This is a genomic window from Mucilaginibacter galii (assembly GCF_014635825.1).
In the GTDB taxonomy this organism is placed as follows: domain Bacteria; phylum Bacteroidota; class Bacteroidia; order Sphingobacteriales; family Sphingobacteriaceae; genus Mucilaginibacter; species Mucilaginibacter galii.
Genome location: NZ_BMDO01000009.1, coordinates 206165 through 230723 on the forward strand (window position 1 = coordinate 206165; position 24559 = coordinate 230723).

19 protein-coding genes are annotated in these 24559 nt (G+C 42.9%); 9 read left to right on the top strand and 10 right to left on the bottom strand.

Annotated features, from left to right (window positions below):
• Positions 1-108: 108 nt before the first annotated feature.
• Together IEV61_RS16000 and IEV61_RS16005 are read right to left on the bottom strand one after the other, a co-directional pair.
• Positions 109-1650 (bottom strand): RagB/SusD family nutrient uptake outer membrane protein, encoded by a 1542-nt coding sequence (locus IEV61_RS16000; protein ID WP_188418045.1) that lies wholly within the window; start codon positions 1648-1650, stop codon positions 109-111.
• 27 nt (positions 1651-1677) lie between these two features.
• Entirely contained in the window at positions 1678-4809 is a 3132-nt protein-coding gene (locus IEV61_RS16005; protein WP_229747172.1) for a SusC/RagA family TonB-linked outer membrane protein, read from the bottom strand.
• A gap of 450 nt (positions 4810-5259) precedes the next feature.
• Between IEV61_RS16005 and IEV61_RS16010 the strand changes: the two genes are divergently transcribed.
• The 4 genes from IEV61_RS16010 to IEV61_RS16025 all read left to right on the top strand — a co-directional run bounded on the left by IEV61_RS16010 (position 5260) and on the right by IEV61_RS16025 (position 8255).
• Positions 5260-5841 (top strand): Crp/Fnr family transcriptional regulator, encoded by a 582-nt coding sequence (locus IEV61_RS16010; protein WP_188418047.1) that lies wholly within the window; start codon positions 5260-5262, stop codon positions 5839-5841.
• Between the two features lie 72 nt (positions 5842-5913).
• A complete protein-coding gene (locus tag IEV61_RS16015; RefSeq protein ID WP_188418048.1) occupies positions 5914-6804 on the top strand; it encodes an SDR family oxidoreductase in 891 nt (296 codons plus the stop codon).
• A gap of 253 nt (positions 6805-7057) precedes the next feature.
• Positions 7058-7861, top strand: coding sequence for a hypothetical protein (locus tag IEV61_RS16020; RefSeq protein ID WP_188418049.1), 804 nt, complete (start codon positions 7058-7060; stop codon positions 7859-7861).
• Complete coding sequence (locus tag IEV61_RS16025; RefSeq protein ID WP_188418050.1) at positions 7827-8255, top strand: hypothetical protein; 429 nt, start codon at positions 7827-7829, stop codon at positions 8253-8255. The genes IEV61_RS16020 and IEV61_RS16025 overlap by 35 nt, the downstream gene beginning before the upstream one ends.
• A gap of 88 nt (positions 8256-8343) precedes the next feature.
• On the opposite strand, the gene IEV61_RS16030 is transcribed toward IEV61_RS16025, so the two are convergent.
• The gene (locus tag IEV61_RS16030) at positions 8344-9165 is read right to left on the bottom strand and encodes an alpha/beta fold hydrolase (RefSeq protein WP_188418051.1); all 822 of its coding nucleotides are present in this window, start codon (positions 9163-9165) and stop codon (positions 8344-8346) included.
• Positions 9166-9522: 357 nt separating this feature from the next.
• Here IEV61_RS16030 and IEV61_RS16035 point away from each other — a divergent pair, with 357 nt between their 5' ends.
• Genes IEV61_RS16035 through IEV61_RS16045 form a run of 3 tightly spaced genes read left to right on the top strand, consistent with a single transcriptional unit; the run spans position 9523 to position 12243 of the window.
• Positions 9523-10185, top strand: coding sequence for a hypothetical protein (locus IEV61_RS16035; RefSeq protein WP_188418052.1), 663 nt, complete (start codon positions 9523-9525; stop codon positions 10183-10185).
• A gap of 15 nt (positions 10186-10200) precedes the next feature.
• Complete coding sequence (locus tag IEV61_RS16040) at positions 10201-11211, top strand: coiled-coil domain-containing protein (protein ID WP_188418053.1); 1011 nt, start codon at positions 10201-10203, stop codon at positions 11209-11211.
• Between the two features lie 30 nt (positions 11212-11241).
• On the top strand, positions 11242-12243 hold the full coding sequence (locus IEV61_RS16045; RefSeq protein WP_188418054.1) for a hypothetical protein: 1002 nt from the start codon (positions 11242-11244) through the stop codon (positions 12241-12243).
• A 75-nt stretch (positions 12244-12318) separates the two neighbouring features.
• On the opposite strand, the gene IEV61_RS16050 is transcribed toward IEV61_RS16045, so the two are convergent.
• The 5 genes from IEV61_RS16050 to IEV61_RS16070 are packed head-to-tail and all read right to left on the bottom strand — an operon-like array spanning position 12319 to position 18581.
• Positions 12319-13848, bottom strand: coding sequence for a tagaturonate reductase (locus tag IEV61_RS16050; RefSeq protein ID WP_229747173.1), 1530 nt, complete (start codon positions 13846-13848; stop codon positions 12319-12321).
• Positions 13821-14864 carry a pectate lyase gene (gene pelA, locus IEV61_RS16055; protein WP_188418055.1) on the bottom strand — a complete coding sequence of 348 codons (1044 nt, stop codon included), beginning with the start codon at positions 14862-14864 and terminating at the stop codon, positions 13821-13823. Before pelA ends, IEV61_RS16050 begins: the two co-directional genes overlap by 28 nt.
• A gap of 48 nt (positions 14865-14912) precedes the next feature.
• Positions 14913-15917, bottom strand: a complete 1005-nt coding sequence (locus IEV61_RS16060) for a pectinesterase family protein (protein ID WP_188418056.1) — start codon at positions 15915-15917, stop codon at positions 14913-14915.
• 7 nt (positions 15918-15924) lie between these two features.
• On the bottom strand, positions 15925-17577 hold the full coding sequence (locus tag IEV61_RS16065) for a glycoside hydrolase family 28 protein (protein ID WP_188418057.1): 1653 nt from the start codon (positions 17575-17577) through the stop codon (positions 15925-15927).
• Between the two features lie 41 nt (positions 17578-17618).
• Positions 17619-18581: a pectinesterase family protein gene (locus IEV61_RS16070; protein WP_188418058.1), complete on the bottom strand. Its 963-nt coding sequence runs from the start codon at positions 18579-18581 to the stop codon at positions 17619-17621.
• A 447-nt stretch (positions 18582-19028) separates the two neighbouring features.
• On the opposite strand from IEV61_RS16070, the gene IEV61_RS16075 reads away from it, so the two are divergent.
• Together IEV61_RS16075 and IEV61_RS16080 are read left to right on the top strand one after the other, a co-directional pair.
• Positions 19029-20066 (top strand): LacI family DNA-binding transcriptional regulator, encoded by a 1038-nt coding sequence (locus tag IEV61_RS16075; RefSeq protein ID WP_188418059.1) that lies wholly within the window; start codon positions 19029-19031, stop codon positions 20064-20066.
• A gap of 4 nt (positions 20067-20070) precedes the next feature.
• Positions 20071-21099, top strand: coding sequence for a LacI family DNA-binding transcriptional regulator (locus IEV61_RS16080; RefSeq protein WP_188418060.1), 1029 nt, complete (start codon positions 20071-20073; stop codon positions 21097-21099).
• A gap of 11 nt (positions 21100-21110) precedes the next feature.
• Here IEV61_RS16080 and IEV61_RS16085 read toward each other — a convergent pair whose 3' ends face one another.
• A complete protein-coding gene (locus IEV61_RS16085; protein WP_188418061.1) occupies positions 21111-22769 on the bottom strand; it encodes a glycoside hydrolase family 43 protein in 1659 nt (552 codons plus the stop codon).
• An 84-nt stretch (positions 22770-22853) separates the two neighbouring features.
• Positions 22854-24545 (bottom strand): DUF5123 domain-containing protein, encoded by a 1692-nt coding sequence (locus tag IEV61_RS16090; RefSeq protein ID WP_188418062.1) that lies wholly within the window; start codon positions 24543-24545, stop codon positions 22854-22856.
• Positions 24546-24559 lie beyond the last annotated feature (14 nt).

The window sequence follows — 24559 nt, forward strand, 5'->3', positions numbered from 1 at the left end:
TTGGTATTGCAAAATGAAGATAAATCCCTTTAATAACAACAGGCAAAGCACTGTATAAGCAGCACCTTACCTGTTGTAAATTAGCTATATATAACTGTCCCGGCCTGCTTATTGCAATTTTGGATTATTATCAATTTCAGATTGTGGAATAGGTAAAAACTCCTTGGCAGGGGTATACCATGATAGTGGCTCGGTTGCGAAATAACCTTTTTTTCTCCAGCGTAAAATATCGATGTTACGTATTTCTTCACCAGCTAATTCGGCAGTTTTTTCATGTAATAAGGCTTTTATTACATCAGCCTTGGTAGTTACAGGATACTGCGCAGTTGGGTAAGCAGGCATATTTACACTGGCCCTTGCACGGATTTGGTTTAAGTAGTTTACTGCCTGAGGCAATGTACCTGCTTCAATTTCGCACTCGGCCAGCATTAACAACACCTCGGCATAACGAATAATGCGCTGGTTGTTACCACCCGGGTGGAAACCTGCTGCATCTTTACTCTCCTTATAAATGATCATAAACTTGCGCCAACTTGCTTTAACTGTGTTGCCGCGCAGTTTTGAAGCATCACCACCCTGATCTCCGTCTGTTAACACAGAAAGACCGTTGTTGTAAGTATCGCCCGATTGATAAATGCTGTAGCCGTAACGAGGATCGTTCTTAGCAGCACCTGTAAGTGTGTTTTCATATTCGTTCAACACCCTGTCTGATGGTATAAGGTTACGCCAGGCAACCGGATTATACTCCTGATTACGGATGGTAGTTAGTTCGGCAGCTGCACCATCGCCTGTTCCGCTTCCCCAATTAAAGTTGTTGTTTTTCTTGTCAGCAAATACAACTTCAAAAATTGATTCCTTGTTAAATTCAGTTTCTTCTTCAAAGTTATCCAAATACCTGTCAGTAAGTGCATAACCGTCGGCTCCGCTGGTAGGAATATTTAGTAGAGCAGCTTTTGCACCGGCATAATCACCGTTTTGCATTAACGCTCTGCCCAACATAGCATAAGCAGCGCCTTTAGTAGCACGGCCTGGATCTGTAGCTGATTTACCCGGTAATGCTGCAGCCGCTTCCTGAAAATCTTTTATAGCCTGTGCAAATACGGCAGTTGCCGGAGATTTTGGTTGTGCATCTGTAGGCGATTCGGCAATTTTAGTATAAATAGGTACACTGCCCCACTGGCTGGCCAGTTCATAGTATGCCCAACCACGTAAATATTTGGCTTCGGCAACACATCTGTTTACTAAGGCCGCATTATCAGTTGCTCTTGGCGCGTAACCTAAAACGGTGTTAGCTCTATGAATTACCACATAAAGCGAATTCCAAACCGAACTCATTACCGGGTTAGATGGATCTACAACACCCAAAAGTATTTGCCTCCGCGGGGCTTCTAACTGAGATCCGCCAGCAGCCATATCGTCGCTACGCAAATCGTGGATAAAGAACCATTCGCGTGCAACCAGGTTAGACCCTTTCCAAGCAGAATATATGGCGTTTGTACCATTCTCTATCTCACTGGCATTTCCAAAATAAGTTGCTTTGGTTGGTCTGTTTTGATTAGTTGTATCAAGTTCTTTGTTGCAGGAAACAGTAATTACTGTTGTGGCAATTCCGGCTGCCAGTATACCTACATATATATGTTTTCTTTTCATTATTATTAGTTTTAGCTTACTCCTTAATTAAAATCCGGCTTGTATTCCAAACTGGAACGAACGTGCAGAAGGGTATTGTCCAAAATCTACACCATTGGTCAGCGTACCATTTTTAGAACCAATTTCAGGATCGTATCCTTTATAGCCAGTAAATGTTACCAGGTTGGTTGAAGATACGAATACTCTTAAACGCTTAATAGTTGAGCCGCTAATTGAAGTTAAAGTATTGGCAGGTAATGTATAACCTAATATTACATTTTTCAAGCGCAGGTACGAACCATCTTCAATCCAACGAGATGAAATTCTGGAGTTACGATTAAGGTCGCCAGTGGTAGCACGCGGCATATCGGTGTTAGTATTACTTGGCGTCCAGGCATTCAAAACATTAGTGCCTGCATTAAACAACCTCGTCATACCCTCCATGATGATGCGTGGAGTATTTAATATCTCATTCCCTTGTACACCCTGGAAGAAAACCGAGGCATCGAAATTTTTATAAGAGGCTGAATAATTTAACGAGTAAGTGAAATTTGGTAAAAAGCTACCAATCCTGGTACGGTCAAAATTATCAATCACTCCATCGGGTACACCGTTAGGCCCACTTAAATCTTTAAATTTAATATCGCCGGGAGCTGCATTGCTTTGAGTTGGACTCGAAGCTACTTGTGCAGCATTTTGGAAAATACCATCAGAAACCCAACCATAAAAATATTGCACACTCTCACCAGCCCTGGTGTTGGTAAAGGCATCGCCTCCGCCAAGATCCGCATCGTTTCCTGATGGAATAGATGCACTTGCAGTATTCAGAAACAGTACTTTATTACGAATAGCACTTATTAAACCAGTAATATCATACTTAAAATCGCCGGTGGTTTTATGGTAGCCTAATTGCAACTCAACGCCGGTATTGCGCATGCCGCCGGCATTAGCTAACGTTCCTGATCCTAAATAACCTAAACTTGGCGCTGTTGGTACAACAATCATCAAATTATCTGTCTGACGTCTGAAAAACTCTGCTGTTAACGTAAACTTGTTATTTAAAATACCGAAATCAACTCCAATATTTAATTGCTTAGTTTTTTCCCATTCTAACTCAGCGTTGGTAATACCATCTATATAAGAAGAGTTAGGTGAATTATTCAAAAACGGATAGATAGCATTATTGGCCTGAACCGGTGCCAAGTATGGATAATTGCCCAATGAGTTTGGATTGATACCCGTTACGCCATAACTGGCACGCAACTTTAACTCTGATACGGTTTTACTACTTTTAAGGAAATCCTCCTGGTCAATCTTCCATCCGATTGATGCGGCAGGAAAATTAGCGTATTTTTTTCCCGGAGCCCATATTGACAAACCGTCTCTACGAATAGATGCCTGGAAAAGGTATTTACCTGCATAATCATAATTAACACGTCCTACATAAGATACTAGAAAATTAGTTTCTACGCTGTTCTCAGCATTAACATTTGAAGCACCTACTAAAGTTTTTATCAGATTAGATGATTGATTACCAGTTTCTATTTGATTGTTGTAATTTAATGATTGTGTTTCGAAAACTGCGGTTGCACCAAGATGATGTTTATCGAAGGTTTTATCGTAATTAAGCTGCTGGGTAAACAGTTTCACTAGCGTCGACTGCCTGCGATAAGATATTGGCGCACTGGTTGACACTCCTGTACCACCATCGAAAAATATAGGGGTGTAGTTATAGGTTGAGTTGTTCAAGTAGTTAACGCCAAAGGTTGATCTGAATTTAAGTGATGATAATATATTCACATCCAAGTATGCAGAGCCTAATAAATTGAATGAGTTGATACGGTTATTACCAACCAATGCTGTTTCAATAGGGTTAATAGGGTCAGAACCATCAAAGCTGCTTATAGGACCTTGAAAACCACCAACTTTAGTGGGGTCATAAACCGGAATATATGGCTGCATCCTAATTAAATTGACGATTGATGTACGGTTTGCAGCCAGCGTAGGATCGTAACGTTGATGACTTACCGAAGTGTATAGGTTTTGACCGAAGGTGAACACCTTACTGATAATATGATCAGAATTGATGCGGTAGTTTAAACGTTCGAAATTTAGCGCTTGTGCAATACCATTTTGTTTAAAGTAACCGGCCGAGGTATGAAACCTTGAAACATCGTTACCACCGCTTAAACCCACATTGCTTCCGGTTAGCAAAGCATTTTTAATAAAATACTCATCTTGCCAGTCGGTATTGGTTTGTGCATAAGTTTGGGTGGCACCAGCGTATATAGGTGCGTTAAAATTAGCGGGTTTAAAACGATCAATACTTGCATAAACACCTAAATTTTTGGCGTATTGTATATACTGATCTGTATTAAGTAAGTCTAATTTTTTAATTGGGCTTTGTATACCGGCATAAGAATCAAATGTAACGTTTACCTTGCCGTTGCGCGAGCCTTTTTTGGTGGTTACAATGATAACACCGTTAGTGGCTCTTGAACCGTAGATAGCTGCAGTACTTGCATCTTTCAATACGTCTACACGGTCAATATCCTTGGCGTCATATTGCTGCAAGCCTGTAGTTAATGGAAAACCATCTACCACGTATAATGGATCGGAAGCAAAACTTACGGAGCTAATACCACGTATGGTTACCAGCGGCGAGCTCCCCGGCGAACCATTATTGGTAACGTTTAAACCGGCTACCCTACCCTGTAAAGCCTGGTCTATACCGGCTACAGGCAAAGCCGTAACGGTTGCCGCGTTTACAGATGATATGGCACCTGTTACGGTAGCCCTGCGCTGTGAGCCGTAACCTACCACCACAACTTCGCTCAAGCTACCGGAAGAAGCTTGCTTTAATTGTACTGTAATTTCGGTACTGCCGTTAAGTGGCACTTCCTGGCTGGCGTAGCCTACATAACTGATAACCAACACGCTGTAAGCAGAAGGCGCATTAATTCTAAAGCGGCCATTCTCATCGGTTGTTTGGCCTATACCGGTGCCTTTTACCTTTACCGATACGCCACTAAGGGCTTTGCCGGTTTCATCTGTAACAACACCGGTAACAGGTACAGCTTTTTCGCTAATAGAACCAACCGGCATAACTACCGCTTTGGCATTGGCTACTGTTCCGGGTAAAAATGAAATTACCCCTAATAACACAAGGTATAATTTCATTTTTTTAACAAGTAAATAATACTGCATAAGAATTAATTTTAGGTGATTACTCTGTATATATATAATTGGTTTAAAATGCGCTTTACTTAATATTACCCTACCCAACAGAAATATACAATCGATTGCATTATCCATGGGTTAATCAGGGTAATGCACCCTGCCACTATCGGTAAAATCAAATACGTTATAATTGGTACTGCAGCTAATTATGCTTCATCAAAAACCCGATGACTTAGCCTGCATTTGTTGTAAACTAAAATATGCCTATAAAGAGTAGGCTAAGTATCACAAATGTTACTATTTGGGGGTTCAAATGTTAAATAAAGGGCATCAAAAGAAACAAATGATATACATGAAAGCTTAAAAATACCTATGGGAGAATATAAATCTATATTCCTATTTGCTTTTTACAACCTTTACACTCCCTTAAAAATCTACTATATTTGAGTAATGCATCCTCATTTTGAAACTTATCTGCAAACGCACACTACACTACTGCCCGAAAACATACAGCGCGTTAGCAGCATGGCCATACGCCATACTTTGCGCCGCAACGAATTTATTTTAAGCACTGGTGAAATTTGCAGGCACAAAGTTTTTGTAATATCGGGTATGTTGCGCATGTTCAGTACCTCTGCCGATAGTAGCGAACACATTCTGCAGTTTGCTCCTGAAAACGGGTGGACCCTGGATGTAGAGAGTTACGACAAACAGATACCCTCGCTCGTTAATATTAGTGCAATAGAGCCCAGCGTTATTTTATGCTGGACCAAAGCCGATTTCACTTCCTTACTTTCGGACATACCCCAATTCAAAAGTTTTGCTGATCAAATTGTAGCGCGCAACATTTATTACAATCGCCAGCGCATGTTAACCATGTTGAGTGCCACGCCCGAAGAAAGGTACGAAAGCTTTGTGCGTGAGTTTCCCGGTTACTTGTTGCGGTTGCCGTTACGCATGATAGCCGCTTACTTGGGTATTTCTATTAAAACACTTACCCGCATACGCCATACGCAACTTTTACGCAGTTGAAAGTATGGTCAAATGACCTCTTTTTGAACCCGACCATTGTGCAATTTTGTATAAATAAAATTGCACAATCTTATGCTAATATTCGTAACAGGAGCCTCCGGATTTGTAGGCTCAGCCATTGTAAAAGAATTACTAACCGCAGGCCACCAGGTGCTTGGCCTCGTAAGATCAGAAAAAGCCGCCGAACAGCTTAAAGCCACCGGTGCCGTTGTTTTGCTGGGCGATGTGAACGACCTGGACATTATTACCCAGGGCGCCACCCAATGTGATGCCGTTATACACACTGCCTTTAATCATGATTTTTCGCAGTACAAAGCCAGTTGTGAGGACGACCGCCGGATAATTGAAGCCTTTGGTGCCGCCCTTGCAGGTTCGGCCAAGCCGCTGGTGATTACCTCGGGTGTGGGCCTGCTTAATTATGGCCGCATGGTAACCGAGGATGATGTACTACCTGCCGGAGCCGATGTGGTTCCGCGTGCAGCCTCCGAAGAAGCCGCTGCTGCCGTAGCCGCACAGGGCGTTAACGTATATACCATGCGCCTGCCGCCAAGTGTACACGGGGCCGGCGACCACGGCTTTGTACCCATGGTGATTGACATGGCCCGCAGCAAAGGCGAATCGGCATATGTAGCCGAAGGCAACAACCACTGGCCAGCCGTGCATCGCACTGATGCTGCCGTTTTATACCGCTTAATTGTGGAAAAGCAACCGGCACTCAAAACCTTTCATGCTGTGGCCGAGCAAGGCGTGCCTTTCCGCAAAATTGCCGAAGCCATAGGCCAGGGCCTGCACCTGCCCGTAACCAGTAAAACCGGCGATGAAGCCGCTGCCCACTTTGAGTGGTTCAGCCATTTTGCATCTATCGACTGCCCCGCATCCAGCCAGAAAACACGCGATGCATTGGGTTGGGAAACCAAATGCACCAGATTAATTGAGGATATGAATACCGCTGGTTACTTTTAGGAACGGGTAACCATTCGTGAAGAAGGCAACGAATGCATGTTCGTTGCTTTCTGTCTTTTGAGCGTAACAACTATGTTTGCAGACGAAAGATATCTTAGCACCAAATGATATAGACTAGTATAAAAGTGAAAGTACAGCATATTAGACTTAATTAATATTTAATATATAACATTATATTCATTAACTTGTATTTACCTCTACAAGAGCGCCTTCCAGTTAAATAATTAACTCTTATAAAATACAATTATACTCTATGCTAAGAGAAACCGTATCATTGATTAACCACCGGTTAAAGCAAAAAGAGAACAAGTCGCTTTCTGGAGGTATTGTGGGTAAAAATTTACAGATTATTGATAACGGCATGGGTTTGCTCGAACTCAAAGGAGACTTCACTATTACTATTAAAGTTTTTGATCTGTGTTCTGCTGCTTCACCTAAGCTTCCGTCTTTACTATCATCAACTAAAAGTTATTTACAATCAAAATTAAAAGGTCCCGTTACCACTTACAGCGCCAATTTTTACCGTTATGATCCGAAGAAGAAAAAATTCAATCTTAAAGAGCCTGCTCCTGTAAGTTTTTTATTTAATTTTAATATTAGCGTAAACATAATACAGGTGAACAACATCGGTCAAATTCGCGGCAATGATTTTTTAATTGCAGTAGTAGACCGAGTGGGCTACCAGTTTAAAGACCGATATGGTAAAACCCATAAAGCTGCCGGATTTTCAGGGACAGGCGCACCGTCAATAATTGAGTATTCAACTTGGGTTAAAGATCCAAGCACAGGTCCGCACGAATTTTTTCATACGCTTAGCCTTGCTGATTTAGAATTACCAAGTGACAAAAACGACATTATGTACCATTTGGGTGACCAAACAAATACAAATCTGTCTTTGGCTGAGAAAATAGATGCATTACGCTACATCATTTCAGATATTACCAATATGACTAAATCGGTTTATCAAAATCCTTCTTACAATACGGTGAATCAGTTACGCACCAGATTAAATGACCCCATCAATGGAATATCGTATAACCGTTCTCGCTTTAGTTAGCTTGTGTGTGCTGCTCATTACTATAAGTTGTGGCCAGCAAACATCCTCTAAAAAGACAATCACTAACCGTCGAGAAAGTGCAATAACCTGTTCGCTTAATTTCGGTAACGGCCGCAATGTTAGTTCAACACTGGGATGTATAAACTGCCATACCTATAAAAATAATAGACAGGCAGGCACTAATAATCCGGCTATTAGTTTTGATGATCTGGCAGATATTGATAGTACCAAGATTTATAAAAAAGTATTTACCAACAAGCATAAAGGAATGTATGCTGCAGATGCTTATTTCAAGAAGATCTCTGTTTGCGATGCGCAAGACATGATCTACTACATTAGGCACTTTGATATGCCTCGTTACGATGTGGTTCCTGCCAAGCGCCACCACCAATAGTTCTGATAGTTTGACTAAAGCTAACAATGTATAAATAGCAAAGGCAACAAATACTAATTTGTGCCTTTGCTATTATGATTGGATGGAATTACGATTGAAAAAACTCCAAAAGGTCTTTGTTAATAGTTGCCGCCTCGGTAGTTGGCATACCATGCGGGAAACCCGGGTAAGTAATTAATTTACCGTTTTTAACGAGTTTGGCTGCCTTTACACCGGTAAGCTCGAAAGGAACGATCTGGTCGTCTTCACCATGCAGTACTAATACTGGGATGTCTACGTTTTTCAGGTCTTCGGTAAAATCGGTTTCCGAGAAAGCTTTAATACAATCATAATGTGCTTTTATACCGCCCATCATGCCTTGTCTCCACCAGTTGTCTCTAACGCCTTGCAATACCTTGGCACCTTCGCGGTTGTAACCGTAGAACGGCAGGGTGAAATCCTGAAAGTACTGCAACCTGTTGGTGGCGGTATTCTCACGAATCTCATCAAATATTGCCATTTGTATACCGTCGGGGTTAGTTTCGGTTTGCGCCATGATAGGGGTAACGGCACTAATTAACACTGCTTTGGCTACACGGCCTTTACCATATTTGGCTACATAACGTATAACCTCGCCACCACCGGTAGAGTGTCCAACGTGTATGGCATCTTTCAAATCAAGGGCTTCGGTCAGTTCGGCTACATCGGCTGCATAGGTATCCATATCGTTGCCTGTAGCCGTTTGGGTAGATCGGCCGTGTCCGCGGCGGTCATGCGCAATAACGCGGTACCCTTTTTCCACAAAAAACATCATCTGCCCGTCCCAATCATCGCTTGATAGCGGCCATCCATGATGAAACACGATAGGCTGCCCTGTGCCCCAGTCTTTGTAATAAATTTCGGTTCCGTCTTTTACTGTGATTTTACTCATTACTTTGTGATTTTGGATGATTAAATAAATAGAATCTCTTCTAAATAAACAGGAGCATAATTGGTATAGGTTTGTTCAAATAATTAAGATGACGCGTTTTACCGGCTATATACATCTCTTTCAACAAGCGGCATTTTGAATACTTGGACAACTAAATGTAACAATAATGCTTTAAATGTATCTTACAAATATAAACTTCATATAAAATCAACATGGATACTTAACTCTGCTGATGCAGGTGAGTTATTGAAACATAATATTAATACAGCTGTTAAAAACCAGCATGGCCTAAAAGAATTAATTATTGTAAATACAGGTTATTGTTAGTTTATTTAACTAAAGTTTACAACAACTAAAATGAGTATATTTAAATACATACTAAATCCATTTGTAGAGTTTAAAGAACCCGAACCGGGTCAAGCATCAAGTTTGCCGTCTAATAATCAGCCTAAGCCGGTGATATCAACACCTGATAACACTGCGTCCAAACCTGCAGAATCCACCCCATCCAAGACTAATGATACCGGGAATTTCAGAAGCTTTTTTGAGAAATTAATTGAAGATGCCAACGAAAAGAACCCTATTTTTCAGGGTACAGACATCAAGGAATTTATTGACACCAAAGTTGAGTTAGACAGTATTCCGGATGAAGCAACCAAAATAAAGACGGCGTTTAATGTACTCAAGAGAACAGGCGTTACTAAAGATAAGTTGCTTAGTACCGGCCAAGAATACATAAAACTTATTGAACACGAACTGGCTGGTATTGAAGGTGCTTTTTCGCAGCAATATAAAAATGATGTACAGCTTAAAGAAGAGCAAATACAAGCCAAGGCACAAGAAATTGCTGCACTTAACGACAAGATAAGCGCTATACATCAAGAAATAAGCAATTTATCGCAGCAGGTATCGCAAAGCAAAGAACAGCTTACCAATAACAAGAACCAGTTTATTTTGGCCGGACAGCAGAAAAAAAGTGAGCTTGAAAGCGAATTGAATAAAATTAACCAATACCTTTAATTAAAAATCTAAACCATGGCCGAAGAATTACTTAAACCAAAATTTGAATTAAAAAACCTCGACCCCAAAAAAACATGGGGCACCATCATGACGGTAGTTATACTGGCCGGTGTAGCGCTGCTTGTATACATGTTTATTCTACCGTTTTTGCTCACCATAGTTTGGGGAACTATACAATTGGTTATTGGAATAGCTATAGCCGTTGTATTGCTCATGATATTAACCAATCCTAAATTTTGGAGAGGTATTCATTATTTTTCTGAAGCCATTGCACAGGGTGTATTAGGTTGGGCTATAGAAATGAACCCCTGGAACATATTAAACCTGCAAATAGAACAAGCAGAAAAAGACCGTGATCAGTTACGTGTACATGGCGAAAAATTGAAGGCGCAACAAGCATCATTAAGCATACAGTTAGAAGATAACGAGAAAGCCATGCGCCAGGCACAGGAAGAAGTGCGCATTTGCCAGGCCCGGTTACAAACCAGTCCTAACGATTTTGACACCCAGTTAGCTTTGGAAACATCATCAACAAATTTCAGCAATGCCAAAGATTTTATCGATGGCGTTAAACCTGTAGCTAATGATGTAGATAAACTCGTTGCATTTGCTGATAAAGCTTACCGTAAATCGGGTGTGGCTTTAATGAATTCCAAAAATACTATCAAAATTCAAAAAGCCAAATACGATGCAGTAACCACTGCATCGGCTACAATGGGTAAAGCCATGAAAGCATTTACGGGCAATACTGATCTTAACAGTGATGCCGACAAGGCCATTCAAAAGATACGCGAAGATGTAGCCAGCAAAATTGGTGGCATACGTTCGGCAATAGAAATTACCTCGCAGGTAATGACCAGCCAGGACTTGAAAGATGCGGCCAAGGTATCAATGGCTGCCGAAACGGCCAATAAAATGAATGTTGACAGCGCCTTTGATTATTCGGACTCTATACAGTCATCGGCTGCAAATATTGAGAGCAATGCCGACGGTAATAACAAGTACATGAATTACCTGAAAAAATAAACCATCTAAAAAATCACTAAAACAACCATCATGCAAATTAAACCTGCCGGAAGAATAGCAATTCTGTTAATTATAGGAATAGCTGCCTTCTTTTTAATTAAACACTACGTACCTAAAGATAAGCTTGAAAATCCTGCATCAAGAAATAGCACCTCACAGAGCGGAAGCTACGACGCCCCTCAAAAAGACAGTGCTCAAACAGATGACAAAGCAGCTGGCCGCACTTTTGAATATACGCCCGAAAAACCTCAAAATGGAATATTAAGAGGTGTTGTAGAAGTAGGTGCTACAGGCTTTAACTCTTTTGTAATTAACATGGATAAAGAAAAGCGCTGGGAAATTGTATCTAAAGACTTTGGCGAATCTTTAGCTTATGAAGACCTGGCCAACACCGATGATATACGCACCGGCTTAAAAAAATACTTAGCCAGCATGTTTGAAAAAGGTGTTAATAAAAAGAATATGCACTTTGTTATTTCTTCGGGTGCACAAAAAGCGCCCAAAACTGCGCAGGTAGCCGCCGAACTTAAGAAGATGGGCTTTGTAGTAAACCTGGTTACTGCCGCGCAGGAAGGTAAATTTGCTTTCAAGGCTACGGTGCCTCCCGGCTTTCAAGACGATTCTTTTTTAATTGATATAGGCTCGGGTAATACTAAAGTTTCATGGATGGAAGACGGCAACCTGAAAGCTCTGGAACTGCCGGGTGCTAAATACTTTGAGAAAGGCACAGCCGACGATGCTGTATACGAGCAAGTAAAGCAAGCATTAGGCACGTTACCAAAAAACAAACGTAATGTGGGCTTTATAATTGGTGGTGTGCCGTTTAGCTTAGCTAAACAAACCCGTAAAGGCGAAGAACGCTATACCGTATTAAACAACCCCGATACCTATAAAATTAAAGACAAAAAAATGGGTTCAGGTATAAATATATACAAAGCTGCTAAGGATGCTACCAATACTGATACGTTTGTATTTGATTGGGACGCAAACTTCACCATCGGCTTTTTGCTAAGTCTGCGCTATATTGATTAATCCTTAAAATTGATTTTATGAAAAAGCTCTTAGTTAATTACTAAGAGCTTCTTTTATGTATTACTTCAAAATTTGTTACAATGCAGATAGAAGCTTTTCACTTTCATCCTGCATCAACAGAAGCCGCTTGGTAATGGCGTTTCTAAAACCGGGCAGTTCGCCTAAATTGCTGTTCCAAAGATTTTTATCTTCCAAAATGGTGTTTACCAGCTCATGCACACCCATGCTTTTCCAGGCCTGATGAAACAGTTCGGCATTGCTGTCAGCGATTTCATATTCTTCGCCATTATAAATACCTGTGTAAACCCCGGGTACATTTTGTTTTGATTTCATAAACCTGATGAAGGCAGCGAAGCCTAAGGCAAAGCACTCGGGCACCTGCTTAAATTGCACATAGTGGTTAAGCAGCAGGGGCACCACCCGCATTTTCATTTTAGAGGAATATTCGGAAGAGATACAGATCCATTGATGGTCGATATATGGGTTGCGAAACCTGTCGAGTACCTTGGCGGCAAAGTCTTTGGCTATGTCTATATCTACCTGGTAAGGTATGGCAGGCGCAATTTCGTGCAGCATCAGCTGATTGATGTACTGAGCAAAAGCCGCATTTTGCATAGCTTGCTTAACAGTTTTTAATCCGGATAGAAAAGCAACACCGCAGCTTAACGTGTGCGTTCCGTTAAGTAAACGCAATTTGAGTTCGCGGTATATTTCAATGTTAGGTACAATTACAATACCTGGGTCGGCCTTTGCAAATTCTAAGACCGATGCTACTTTCTCATCCCCTTCAATGGCCCAAAGGCTGTAAGCTTCAGATACAATGTGCAGATCATCTTTATAGCCGTTCAACTGTTCGGCCTCGGCCAGTTGCTGCAGACCAGGTGTGCCGGGCACAATACGGTCTACCAGCGAATTACAGAAATGATTATGCTCTTCCAGCCAGTCCATAAAGGCAGGCTCCAGTTTGTTAAGGTGTGCCAGTTCCAGTACTATAGCTTCCAGCTTTTTACCGTTATTTACGATCAACTCGGTAGGTACGATAACCAGGCCGCTTTCGGCGCTGCCTTTAAACACCTTATAACGCTCATACAACACCGCAAGCAACTTGCCCGGGAAAGATACTGGCGGGTGTTTGTGTATGCTGTCCTGCACCAACTGAATGCCCACTTCAGTAGTGTTAGATATCACCACTTTTAACTGCGGACTTTGCGCCACTTTCAAAACAAGATCCCACTCCGCTTTAGCCGAAAGCACCCGGCTTATAGCCGAGCAAATGATCTGCTCCTGTACCTCGTTACCGTTTTCAACGCCTTTAATTTGCAGGGTGTACAAGCCATCCTGACGGTTAAAATCTGCTGTGGTACCAGTCTTTGTAGACTTTACTACCACAATACGCCCATTAAAAATTCCGAGGCGATTGGCCTTATCAATATAGTAGTCAGACAAACCACGCAGCAATACGCCGGTACCAAATTGCAGTACCTTTTCCGGAAGTTCAAATACGCCCTCGGGCGGTAAGGCTAAATTAGTTGCATTGATCTTTTTTAAATTATAACGCGATAACAGCATACGGGCAATTAATTCACATTGTATTTTTTCGCCCATGTGGCGTAATCCTTTACCATGATCTTTTTAGGCCAGGTGCCGTACCATGCATAGCCCTGGCGGCGTTCGTTTTCTACCTCGGTGAGGTTATATTTTTTAACACCATCGCGACCCGAAAAGAACGGCCTGTTGGTACCAATTTCATAATAGCGGGACCAAATTACCGACGAGGGATCATCTACCAGCACACCATCACGCTTAGTGGGCTGCTTATCATCCTGAATATGATCAAAACGGTATCCTGTTAGTTTAACCGCATCAAACCAAGCCACAGCACTCTTTACTGCTTGTTTAATATCGGCTGATGGTGAAGGCACATGCATTAAAAACTCCACAATAGAAGCCGATTCCGAAGCACTCAATCCAACAAGTTCAAACTTACGAGCAGCAACGGGTTGCAAGGTGCGCTTATCGTACTGCTGGTTCCAGGCGGTTAATTTGCCGTCAACTTTAGCCTGTGTTTTCAGAATGCAGTCTATGCCACGCTTTACGGCATCGGCAGAAGGAGCTACCAATGCCTGGTCTACCACCTCGAAGCCTTTAGCGCGGTTGGCTACGTTATCGAGTATTTGCATAACGTGGATCATGGCATCATCGTTAAAGGTGATCTGGCTGCGGTACAAGGCTGAATCCGGGTAGTATTGCGGCCAGCCGCCATTAGCATACTGCGCCTTCAGTAAAAACCTGATACCTTTTTCGGCCGATTGCAAATAAGTCTTGTTATTAGTCTTGGCGTAGGCGTTTACCAGGTAGTTGATCTCTTTAAAAGTGGCCGCGTTATCAATAGTAGCATCAATGCGATTGGTACCGGCTTTGGTGGCTGCCTTTTGTTCTTCGGTCAGGGTTTTATTATAATCTACCTTCACCTCTCCTACAGCTTTGGGCCAGCCACCTACGTTGCGCTGATACAGCAACATGTTTTCGGCCACCGGGTCGGTTGCAGGCTGGGTATTTTGGGCAAATGCTCCGCTTACACTAAGCACAAGTGCAATAACCAACTGGTATAATCTTTTCATTTCTCGTTCAATTTAAATAGGGATAAGACACTCTTCTAACCCAATAGTTTATTTAGCAACTGGTTGCCAGCCATCTGCACCCAACAATATATTTTTAAGCGTATATTGCTTTACTTCATTCTTGGTCAACTGTTTAGACCACACCACACGTTTGCTGGTAATACTTCCTGCTCCCTTATTGCCATATTCGGCATAAAAGGTAGTCTTTTCCTTATCAGGGAACATGACATCGCCTTTCCAGGGGTTCCAACCTTCGGGCACAATGTGGGCACCCATTTCGGTGTTGATGAAAACAGTTTTAGCATGCGGGCGCCATGGCCTGCCTAAGAACTCCTTGGTTACACTGGTATCGGCTATCAACTTACAATCGAAAAACACAAAACCAAAGGCTTGCCGCGGTGTGGTGGCTGCGGCCGTAATGTAAGAGTTGGTTAAACTTTTAATGGTACAGCGTTCAAAAACCACGGTAGCTTCACCAAAAATAAAATCGGTAGTGCCTTCTATGTAACAGTCCTCATAATACTGCCGACTGTTGCCTTTAGCCAGGTACAAGGTATCCTGGTTGCCCAGCAAACGGCAATTTATAAAGGTACAGCGGTCGGCTTCTACATGCAGGGCAACGGCCTGCCCAACACGGCCTGCGGTATTGGCAATAGTGAGGTTCTCGGCATGGAAATCGTTGCCCTGTACCAGCACAGTGTACGAAGTGTAGGTAGACATTTTTTCTTTACCAAAAGCATCTTTCCCGCCCGGCACCGCTTTGCCCGAATAATCATTATTAGTAACAATGGTATTATCGGTACTCTCGCCCACCAGCGATATTTTTGTTTTCCAGGAAGGGATCACCAGTTTTTCGTGGTAGATCCCTTTTTTAATATGAATAATTACCTGTTGCTGCCCCAAATCGCGCACGGCGTTAACGGCTTCCTGTATGGTTTTGTAGTTGCCGCTGCCGTCCTGTGCTACCGTTAAGCTGGGGCGCAAGGCTACGTTCTGTCCCCTTGCGCCCCAGGTTATGATGCAAAGCAGTAATAAAATAATAATCCTTTTCACGTTGGTATTAGTTACTTGCTACTAATGATTTGCTATCGGCACCGCTTTTGAACTCAACCTTATTTTTAGCCTTAGAAGTATTAGAGTTAGTTACCTGTATAGTACCTGTTTTTTTACCGCTAACGCTGAACAACAAGTCGGTATCGGCTCCATAACGCAGGTTATCGAATTTCACACCGCTTGCATTCACAATGCTGATGAGCGGTTTGCTGTTCTTACTTTCTATATAAATGTTTTTCAGGTTAATGTCTTTACCTTCAATAATTTCAATACCCTTGTTGGTTTTCATGCTCAGGTTTTCGAGGTTGATATTCTTGATGGCCATTTCGGGCAGTCCTCTTACCATGAGTGCTTTATCGGCACCGTTACATGATACGTTGTTCACATAAAAATTGCGAAACTGCGGCGTTGCCTCGGTTACAGGAGGCAAAGTAGCATCGCTTACCAATTCATCATCCGTTGGCGATTTACCCATGTAATACATATCAAACAAAATAGCGCTGGTAATAATATCTTTCATGGCTATGTTCTTAATGTAGATGTTTTCTACCACACCACCACGGCCACGTGTTGTTTTAAAACGCAGGCCAATATCGGTACCAATGAACGTACAGTTAGATACAAAGATATTGCGTGCACCACCCGACATTTCACTGCCTATTACAAAGCCGCCATGTGCACGGTAAACAATACTGTTTTTTACCACCATGTTCTCGGTAGGCATACCACGTTTACGGCCTTCTTCATCACGGCCCGATTTTACGCAAATACCATCATCGCCGCAATCGAAAGTGCTGTTATCGATCATCACGTTCTTGCACGATTCCACATCTATACCATCGCCATTGGCAGCATTCCAGGGGTTACGCACACGTACGCCTTCCAAAGTCAGATCCTGGCACATTAAGGTATGCAGGCACCATGCCGGCGAATTTTGAAAGGTTGTATTTTTCAACAACACTTTTTTGCAATTGGTTAGCACCAGCATATTAGGCCGGTAATAATCTTTGTACTCGGCCGCCGAGGCAGCGCTTGATCCGGGTTCTATATAACCGGCCTTGGGCGTTTTGGCTGCTTTGGCGTAAGCTGCCGACGGATACCAGGTTTTACCATTTTCGCTAACCACACCACCCGAAGCTACTTTGCGTTTCCACTCTTCTTCGGTTAAACGGTCTTTACCAATGAGGCGCCATACTTCGCCGTTACCATCAATAACCCCTTCGCCTGTAATGGCAATATTGGTAAGATTAGTGCCCGATATAGGCGATTCATTACGATAAGCGGCATGGCCTTCCCAGTTACCTTCTATAATTTTATATTGGCTTTTATCATCAGTAAACTGCAACAAGGCGGCACGGCTTACGTGCAGGTCTACGTTACTTTTCAACTGGATAGGCCCGGTCATCCACAAACCATCGGGGATAAGTACAACACCGCCACCTTTGGTACTACAAGCAGTAATAGCATTATTAATACTTTGGGTGTTTAACGTAATACCATCGGCCTTGGCGCCGTATTTAACAATATTAAAAGTATCTTTTTTAAATACCGGACGTACTGCTTTGGGCAGGTTGGTCCATGAGTAAGGCTTGGTTTGCGCCGTGGCATTAAACCCGGCGATGGCTAATAATAAAGCCAGGCAAATGTTCTTATTGTTCATTAACTTCATTTTTTATTATGGTAGAGTATGAATGATCTTGATTATTTTGTTGCAAACGGCATCCAATTATCGTTGCCGGCTAATATATTTTTAAGCGTGTAGGCCTTGGCTTCATTATCGTTTAATTGTTTGCTCCAACTTGCCCGTGCTAAGGCTTGTGCACCCGGGCCTGTACTTTTATATTCGGCATAGCGGGCTGTTTGTTCATTGGCTTCATTTTTCCAGTTGTTCCATCCTTGCGGTATAATCTGACTGCCCATTTCGCAGCGGATGTAGGTCACGCTCGAGTATGGCCTCCATGGGCGGCCCAGTGTAACGCCGTTCAAGCCGACATCGGCGGTTAGCTTACAGTCAATAAACACAAAACCGTAAGCGTGGTCTTGCGGTGTTGATGCCGCCGTTATGTGCGAATTCTTTTTACTATGAATAAGGCAGTTTTGAAACACGACGGTAGCCGGGCCAAAAATAAAATCGGTAGTACCTTCTATATAACAATTGCGGTAATATTGGCGACTATTAGGACCGCTGCAAAACAGTACATCCTGAAACCCCATGAAACGGCAGTTATCAAAAGCCAATTTATCGCCGAAGGCAAAAACTGCGACGGCCTGCCCGGCAGTAAAACCTGCATTGTTTTGAAAAGTAAGATTGCTGGCCTTAAAATCGGATGCCTGGATAAATAACGTAGCCGATGTATAGGTGTTAATAGTATCACCTTTGGGCGATACCGTGCCCGTGTGGTTATCGTAAGTTATAATGGTTTGGTCTTTATCCTCGCCCGTTAAGATTACATGATCTTTACCTGCGGGTAAGGTAAGCACTTCCTTGTAGATGCCCTTTTTAACGTAGAGCTCCACAGGCTTTTCATGATGAACAGGTATAGCATCAAAGGCGGCCTGTATAGTGGTATATTTACCGCTGCCATCTTGCGCCACCACCAAACGCTGCCCATAACCGGCCAGTGCTGTTGATAATGCTGCTATGATGAAAACTATGTTTTTCATTTAAGTTTAATTGCCGACATGGTACTATGAAGTTTTCCACTACCATACTCCGGTGTGTATATACGTTTACAGCAATTGGTTAATTTGCTGCTCAGTTTTTACTTGCAACAGTTATTAAATTGGTTATTAGAATTAATGACAATGTCGTAATTAACGACTGCATTATCATTTGCTAAACAAGGTTAATTAATCCCGGCAAATAAAAAAAGCATATCCCTGATTAAAATTGGGCAATCGTTCCCGAAGCTTTACCTTTTTACAATGAGCATTGCTATGCCTCGCTTTAACATCGGAGCTGACGTTGCGATTGACTTTAAGTTAATTTTTATTGCACTTTTTTACGCAACAAAGCAAACTATTTAGTATTATCGTAGCTGTTGTACAGGGCAGGTAAGTGCAGGACAGTTACCATTTACAACAGGCAAACCAATACCTCAGCATTTATTCATGTTCCAATCTTATACTATAAAAGACATTGCCAAAGCGCTGGGGCTATCCACCTCAACAATTTCACGTGCCTTGAGCGGTAGTTATAAGATAGGTGCCAATACGGTAAAACTGGTTACCGAATATGCCGAGAAGGTAAACTACCGCCCCAACCCTATTGCTTTAAGTTTAAAAGCCCACAAAAGCCACTCCATTGGTGTGGTGGTTTGCGAGGTGGCTAATAATTACTTTTCGCAGGCTATTAACGGTATCGAATCGGTGGCTTACAATTCGGGCTATCACGTTATTATTACGCAAACGCACGAATCGGCGGCAAGGGAGCAGGTAAATATTGAACACTTGCTTTCCCGGCATGTAGATGGCTTGCTGGTATCTTTATCGGCCGAAACTACCGATGTATCTTTTTACCAGGAGCTGAAAGAAAAAGGACTACCTATTGTTTTTTTTGACCGTATTGTGCCGGGCATAGATACCCATAAAGTATATATAGATAACTTTAAAGCAGCCTTTGATGCCACCGAACTGCTGATTAATAACGGCTTCAAAAAAATTGCTCACATTACCAATTCAAGCAATCTGCTTATTAGCCGGGAGCGCTTGAACGGTTATTTGGCCGCACTTGAAAAGCATCAGATCACTTTTGATCAGGATTATTTAGTGTATTGCGACCACGGCGGTATGCTTATACACGAATTGGAAACGGCTATTGATGAGTTGCTGGCTTTGCCCAACAGACCCGATGCGCTGTTTACCACTAACGATCGGATCACTACCGGGTGCCTGCCTATTTTGAAGAAGCGGGGCATCAAAGTTCCTGATGATATGGCTTTGGCAGGCTTCACCAATTCGGACTTTGCCGAGTGGTTTGCCCCCTCGTTAACCGTGGTGCGCCAGCCTGCCTTTGAAATGGGCAAACTGGCTACCGAGATCTTAATTAAATCCATAGAGAGTAAAAGACCGATAGAAGAATACACCACGCATCAATTCGAAACCGAGCTCATTAGCAGATCATCATCTGCCAGCGCTATAGCCTTTTAAAATCATGTTTCAATCGTACACTATTAAAGATATTGCCAAAGCGCTTAACTTATCTACCTCCACGGTATCAAGGGCGCTAAACGGCAGTCATGAAATAGGATCAGAAACCAAGAAACTAGTGCTGGAATATGCCGAAAAGATAAACTATCGCCCCAATCCTATTGCTTTAAGCTTAAAGGAGCAAAAAAGCCATTCTATTGGCGTGGTGGTATGCGAGGTGGCTAACAATTATTTTTCGCAGGCCATTAATGGCATCGAATCTATTGCGTATAACTCGGGGTACCACGTCATCATAACCCAAACGCACGAATCGGCCGAGCGCGAGTTGGCTAACGTACAGCATTTACTGTCAAGACAGGTTGATGGTTTACTGGTATCCTTGTCGGCCCAAACAGTTGATACATCCGTTTACGAGCAATTACACAGCAAAGGCTTCCCTATTGTATTTTTTGACAGGGTGGCACAACATATTCCAACCCACCGTGTGGTGGTTAATAACTTTGATGCCGCCTTTAAGGCTACCGAATCTTTGATCAAATCGGGCTTTAAGCGCATTGCCCACTTAACCAGTACCAGCAATTTGATGATAAGCCAGGAGCGCTTCAAAGGTTTTAAAGCGGCACTGGAAAAACATGGACTTGATTTCCCGGAAACCTACTTCAGGCAATGTAACCACGGCGGTGTATTAAAAGATGAAATTGAGCAGGCGGTAGAAGGCTGGATGAACTTACCTTCGCCACCTGACGCCATTCTCTCTACCAACGACAGGCTAACCACCGGCTGCGTACCTATTTTAAAAAGGTTAGGCTACAAAATACCCGATGATGTAGCTTTGGCCGGCTTTACCAACTCTGATGTAGCCGAACTGTTCGATCCACCCTTGACTGTGGTACGGCAGCCGGCCTTCCAAATGGGCCAAATGGCCACCGAGTTGCTGGTTAAGACCATTGAAAGTAAAAAGGCAGTAGAAACCTACACTACTGAGGTACTGGAAACCGAATTGATATGCCGCGAATCGTCGGTGCACGCGTAGCAAAATCCGCATTACTCATTTGGAGTAACCCTGAACCAGTCTACATCGGCATAACCCGAATCATTGATCTGGCTTTCACGAGTGCAAAACAAGCCCACTTTAGCGCCTTTCCAGCGCCCAACTTCCGCCGTAAACGTATTGCCTGCATTGGTATAACTGCTACCATCGGTGCTGTAGCTAAACTGGCATTTGCCACCGTTGCTTACTTTAACACGGAGGTAAACCGTTAACGATGATAGCTTGGTAATAACTTGCTCTTCTTCAGCTTTTCCTTTTTCGGCATCCTTGCATAAAGTATACACCAGGTAAACGCCATCCTTTTTACTTTTAACGGCAACGTTTGCATAACTAAAACCCATAATGGTTAAACCAGCCTTTTCATTTTCCAGCTTTAAATTAGGCGTAAAAGTCAGCTTAGTGGTCACCGTAAACTCATCGGCCGGAACCTTTTGCAGCAGCACATTAGGCACCTGCCAAAGGTTTTTGGCACCATCGGGCCACTTATGGCTGTAAAGTCTTAGCGCACCTTTAGCTGGGTTCATGAACATCCAGGTGGCTTTTGCGTTAGCCATCCATTGCCACTGCAAGCCTAAGGTGCTACTGTTAAATTCATCGCTTTCGGCAGGTGTTACTTTGGGATAGCTTTTGCCTACATTAGGTTTTTTGTAGGTTGATACCGGCTCGCCTTTACCATCGCCATCCTTATCGACACCAATTACCGGCCAGTTGTCTTTCCAAACCATGGGCTGTAAATGCACCACCCGCCCGTAAGCTTCCTTATCCTGAAAATGCAAAAACCAGTCTTCTCCCGTTTGCGTGTTTACCCAGGCACCCTGGTGCGGTCCGTTGGTAGTGCTTTTGCCCTGATCCATCACTACCTTACGCTCATAAGGCCCATAAACACCTTTTGAACGCAACACCAACTGCCAGCCCGTAGGTACCCCACCGGCTGGTGCAAATATATAGTAGTACCCATTACGCTTATAAAACTTAGGCCCTTCAATGGTGGCGTCGGTTTCGTGTCCGTCGTATACAATTACGCCATCGTCGGTAACCTTGGTGCCTTCCTTATTCAATTTATTAACAGCTATGATGCTTTTGATACCGGCGCGGCTACCGGCAAAACCATGCACCAGGTACATACTACCATCATCGTCCAGCAGCGGACAAGGGTCTATAATTCCTTTACCCTCCATAACCATGACCGGCTTGCTCCATGGCCCGGACGGGTTTTTAGCCCTAACCAGGTAAATACCATAGTCAGGGTCAGGGTAGTAAATGTAGAATTCGTTATTATAATAACGGATGGCCGGTGCCCATACACCATCGCCATGGCGTGGCACATCAAAATGTTCGAAAGGCGGTTGTTTTAACAAAGCATGGCTGATGATTTGCCAGTTCACCAGGTCTTTAGAATGCAGTACCGGCAAGCCGGGGATATCTTCAAAGCTCGATGAAATCAAATAAAAATCATCGCCCACCCGTATGGCATCCGGGTCAGAGTAGTCGGCATTTAAAATTGGATTTTTGTAAGTACCGTTGCCCTGATCGGCTACCCAAACCTTGGATACGTAATTATTGAGCGGGTTGGCGGGTGCTTTCTGATTTTTTTGGGCAAAAGCAGAAGCGGTAAAGGCTAATAACAGGCTTGTATAGATACAGTGCTTCATATTTGAACAAATGTGAGGTACAGGTTTCAAACACAAAAAGACCGCAAGCGGTCTTTTTGTGTTAAATATAAAAATAATTGCCGCTTATTTAGCCCAGCGCGGATCTCCTATAGCGCCGCCTGTTGTGCTGGCCGTACGTAAAGGTGAGCCTGCAGGTAGCGTAAAGTCGGTTGTGGCAGCTGTCCAGCTAAGTGCAACAGCAGTGTTAGCCGTTGCATTGACCGAAGTGGCGCTGGTATTTACCGGCAATACAGCCCCCGTGGTTGTAACCGCGTTAAATAAATTATTATTGGTAAAAGTAAATGTGCTACCAGGGCCTGTTCCTCTTAATAAACCTTGAGCGCCTGTTGCGGTTACCTTAGGAATATTTCCTATGATGTTATTGGTGGCAGTCACATTAAGGAAGTTGGTGTTGGCATCAACCAGTACAAACATATTGTTACCACCGAATGAGTTAAAGGTGCATTTATCTATTTTAACCACCGGAACTGGTGTTCCTGAATTTAATAAAGTATTGGCTACCACTAAAGCACGGCCAAACTCATAGAAAGTAGAATTAGTAATATTCAGTTGAGCAAACTGCACTCTGCTTAATTCTATGGTATTAAAACTAGCTGATGCAGGTGCATTTACATTGTAAACAACAGAATTATTGATGTTGATATTACCTATTACAAAGCCGTTAACATTTGTACTTCTGTTACCACGTAAAAGGGCGTTAAGCACGTTATACACAACGCAACCATCTATATTGATGTTAGCAAAGGTTGAGTTTTCACCATCGGAGCCGGCACCAATTAGGTTAAGGAAATAAGGGGCCGGGCCTGTAGAAGTGCCGCCAGGTGTTGCTACCACAACGCCGTCGGTACCCTCAAAAGTGATACTTCGTGCACCAAAACCAGCACCGGTACCTTTCAAATCAATTTGCTTGAACTTAATTCTCACCTTTGCCGGATCGCCGGATTTACCTTGCAACGTGATGCTTTTTTGCAGTATTGTAAGATTTACAACAGTTGCAGTTGCATCTTTAATTTCATAAGTGCCATCGGCTAAACCTATAACATCATTATTGGCTGCAGCGTTAATCACATCAATTAAGTTATCTGCAGTGGTAATTTCACGATTGTATAGCGGTGTTGTAAATGTGGTAAAACCTTTAACCCGCGTACCTGCATAAATATCGGCTCTGTAGGCTGTATTGGGTGTTAGGCCTGTTATAAGCTTCGATTTCGCAGTAACATCGCCCGGAGTTAAAACTACATCAAACGCCGTTCCGCCTGTTGGGGTGATTGTAATTTTGGTAACATCGGGCGCAGTCAGCCATTTCAGCAATACCGTTTTTGAAGAAAGATCGGCATTAGCAACAGATTGCAAAACCCCAGGCATAGTAAAGCTCGATGTAGTTACCACGTAACCGTTAGAGCCGGGTGTGGTAGCGGTAGCATTGGCTTTAATGCGGACATAGTATGGCTGGCCTACCAGTAACTGCTCGTCGGTCAAAGTCAGGGTTACTGCATCGGTAGTTTTGGTATAATCTATAGTGCTGAAGTTTTGATTACGCGACAAATCTACCGTGTAAGTTACGCCGGTACCTGTAGAAAAAAGTGAAGCTTTCCAATCAATTTTTACCGATGCCCCGGTTGGCGTGGTGACAATAGTAGTAGGCACAAACGCCCTTGAGGGTTGCAGTGTGCCTATATCATTATTTTTTTTGCATGAGGCCAGCATCAGTGCGCACAAAAGCGGCGCTGCAAGCCATATCATATATTTTTTCATGATCTTCATGTTAT

Excerpts from the sequence above, each read along its gene's own strand:
- IEV61_RS16000 (WP_188418045.1), bottom strand. The coding sequence starts at position 1,650 with ATGAAAAGAAAACATATATATGTAGGTATACTGGCAGCCGGAATTGCC.
- IEV61_RS16005 (WP_229747172.1), bottom strand. The coding sequence starts at position 4,809 with ATGAAATTATACCTTGTGTTATTAGGGGTAATTTCATTTTTACCCGGA.
- IEV61_RS16010 (WP_188418047.1), top strand. The coding sequence starts at position 5,260 with ATGCATCCTCATTTTGAAACTTATCTGCAAACGCACACTACACTACTG.
- IEV61_RS16015 (WP_188418048.1), top strand. The coding sequence starts at position 5,914 with ATGCTAATATTCGTAACAGGAGCCTCCGGATTTGTAGGCTCAGCCATT.
- IEV61_RS16020 (WP_188418049.1), top strand. The coding sequence starts at position 7,058 with ATGCTAAGAGAAACCGTATCATTGATTAACCACCGGTTAAAGCAAAAA.
- IEV61_RS16025 (WP_188418050.1), top strand. The coding sequence starts at position 7,827 with ATGGAATATCGTATAACCGTTCTCGCTTTAGTTAGCTTGTGTGTGCTG.
- IEV61_RS16030 (WP_188418051.1), bottom strand. The coding sequence starts at position 9,165 with ATGAGTAAAATCACAGTAAAAGACGGAACCGAAATTTATTACAAAGAC.
- IEV61_RS16035 (WP_188418052.1), top strand. The coding sequence starts at position 9,523 with ATGAGTATATTTAAATACATACTAAATCCATTTGTAGAGTTTAAAGAA.
- IEV61_RS16040 (WP_188418053.1), top strand. The coding sequence starts at position 10,201 with ATGGCCGAAGAATTACTTAAACCAAAATTTGAATTAAAAAACCTCGAC.
- IEV61_RS16045 (WP_188418054.1), top strand. The coding sequence starts at position 11,242 with ATGCAAATTAAACCTGCCGGAAGAATAGCAATTCTGTTAATTATAGGA.
- IEV61_RS16050 (WP_229747173.1), bottom strand. The coding sequence starts at position 13,848 with ATGGGCGAAAAAATACAATGTGAATTAATTGCCCGTATGCTGTTATCG.
- pelA (WP_188418055.1), bottom strand. The coding sequence starts at position 14,864 with ATGAAAAGATTATACCAGTTGGTTATTGCACTTGTGCTTAGTGTAAGC.
- IEV61_RS16065 (WP_188418057.1), bottom strand. The coding sequence starts at position 17,577 with ATGAACAATAAGAACATTTGCCTGGCTTTATTATTAGCCATCGCCGGG.
- IEV61_RS16070 (WP_188418058.1), bottom strand. The coding sequence starts at position 18,581 with ATGAAAAACATAGTTTTCATCATAGCAGCATTATCAACAGCACTGGCC.
- IEV61_RS16075 (WP_188418059.1), top strand. The coding sequence starts at position 19,029 with ATGTTCCAATCTTATACTATAAAAGACATTGCCAAAGCGCTGGGGCTA.
- IEV61_RS16080 (WP_188418060.1), top strand. The coding sequence starts at position 20,071 with ATGTTTCAATCGTACACTATTAAAGATATTGCCAAAGCGCTTAACTTA.
- IEV61_RS16085 (WP_188418061.1), bottom strand. The coding sequence starts at position 22,769 with ATGAAGCACTGTATCTATACAAGCCTGTTATTAGCCTTTACCGCTTCT.
- IEV61_RS16090 (WP_188418062.1), bottom strand. The coding sequence starts at position 24,545 with ATGAAAAAATATATGATATGGCTTGCAGCGCCGCTTTTGTGCGCACTG.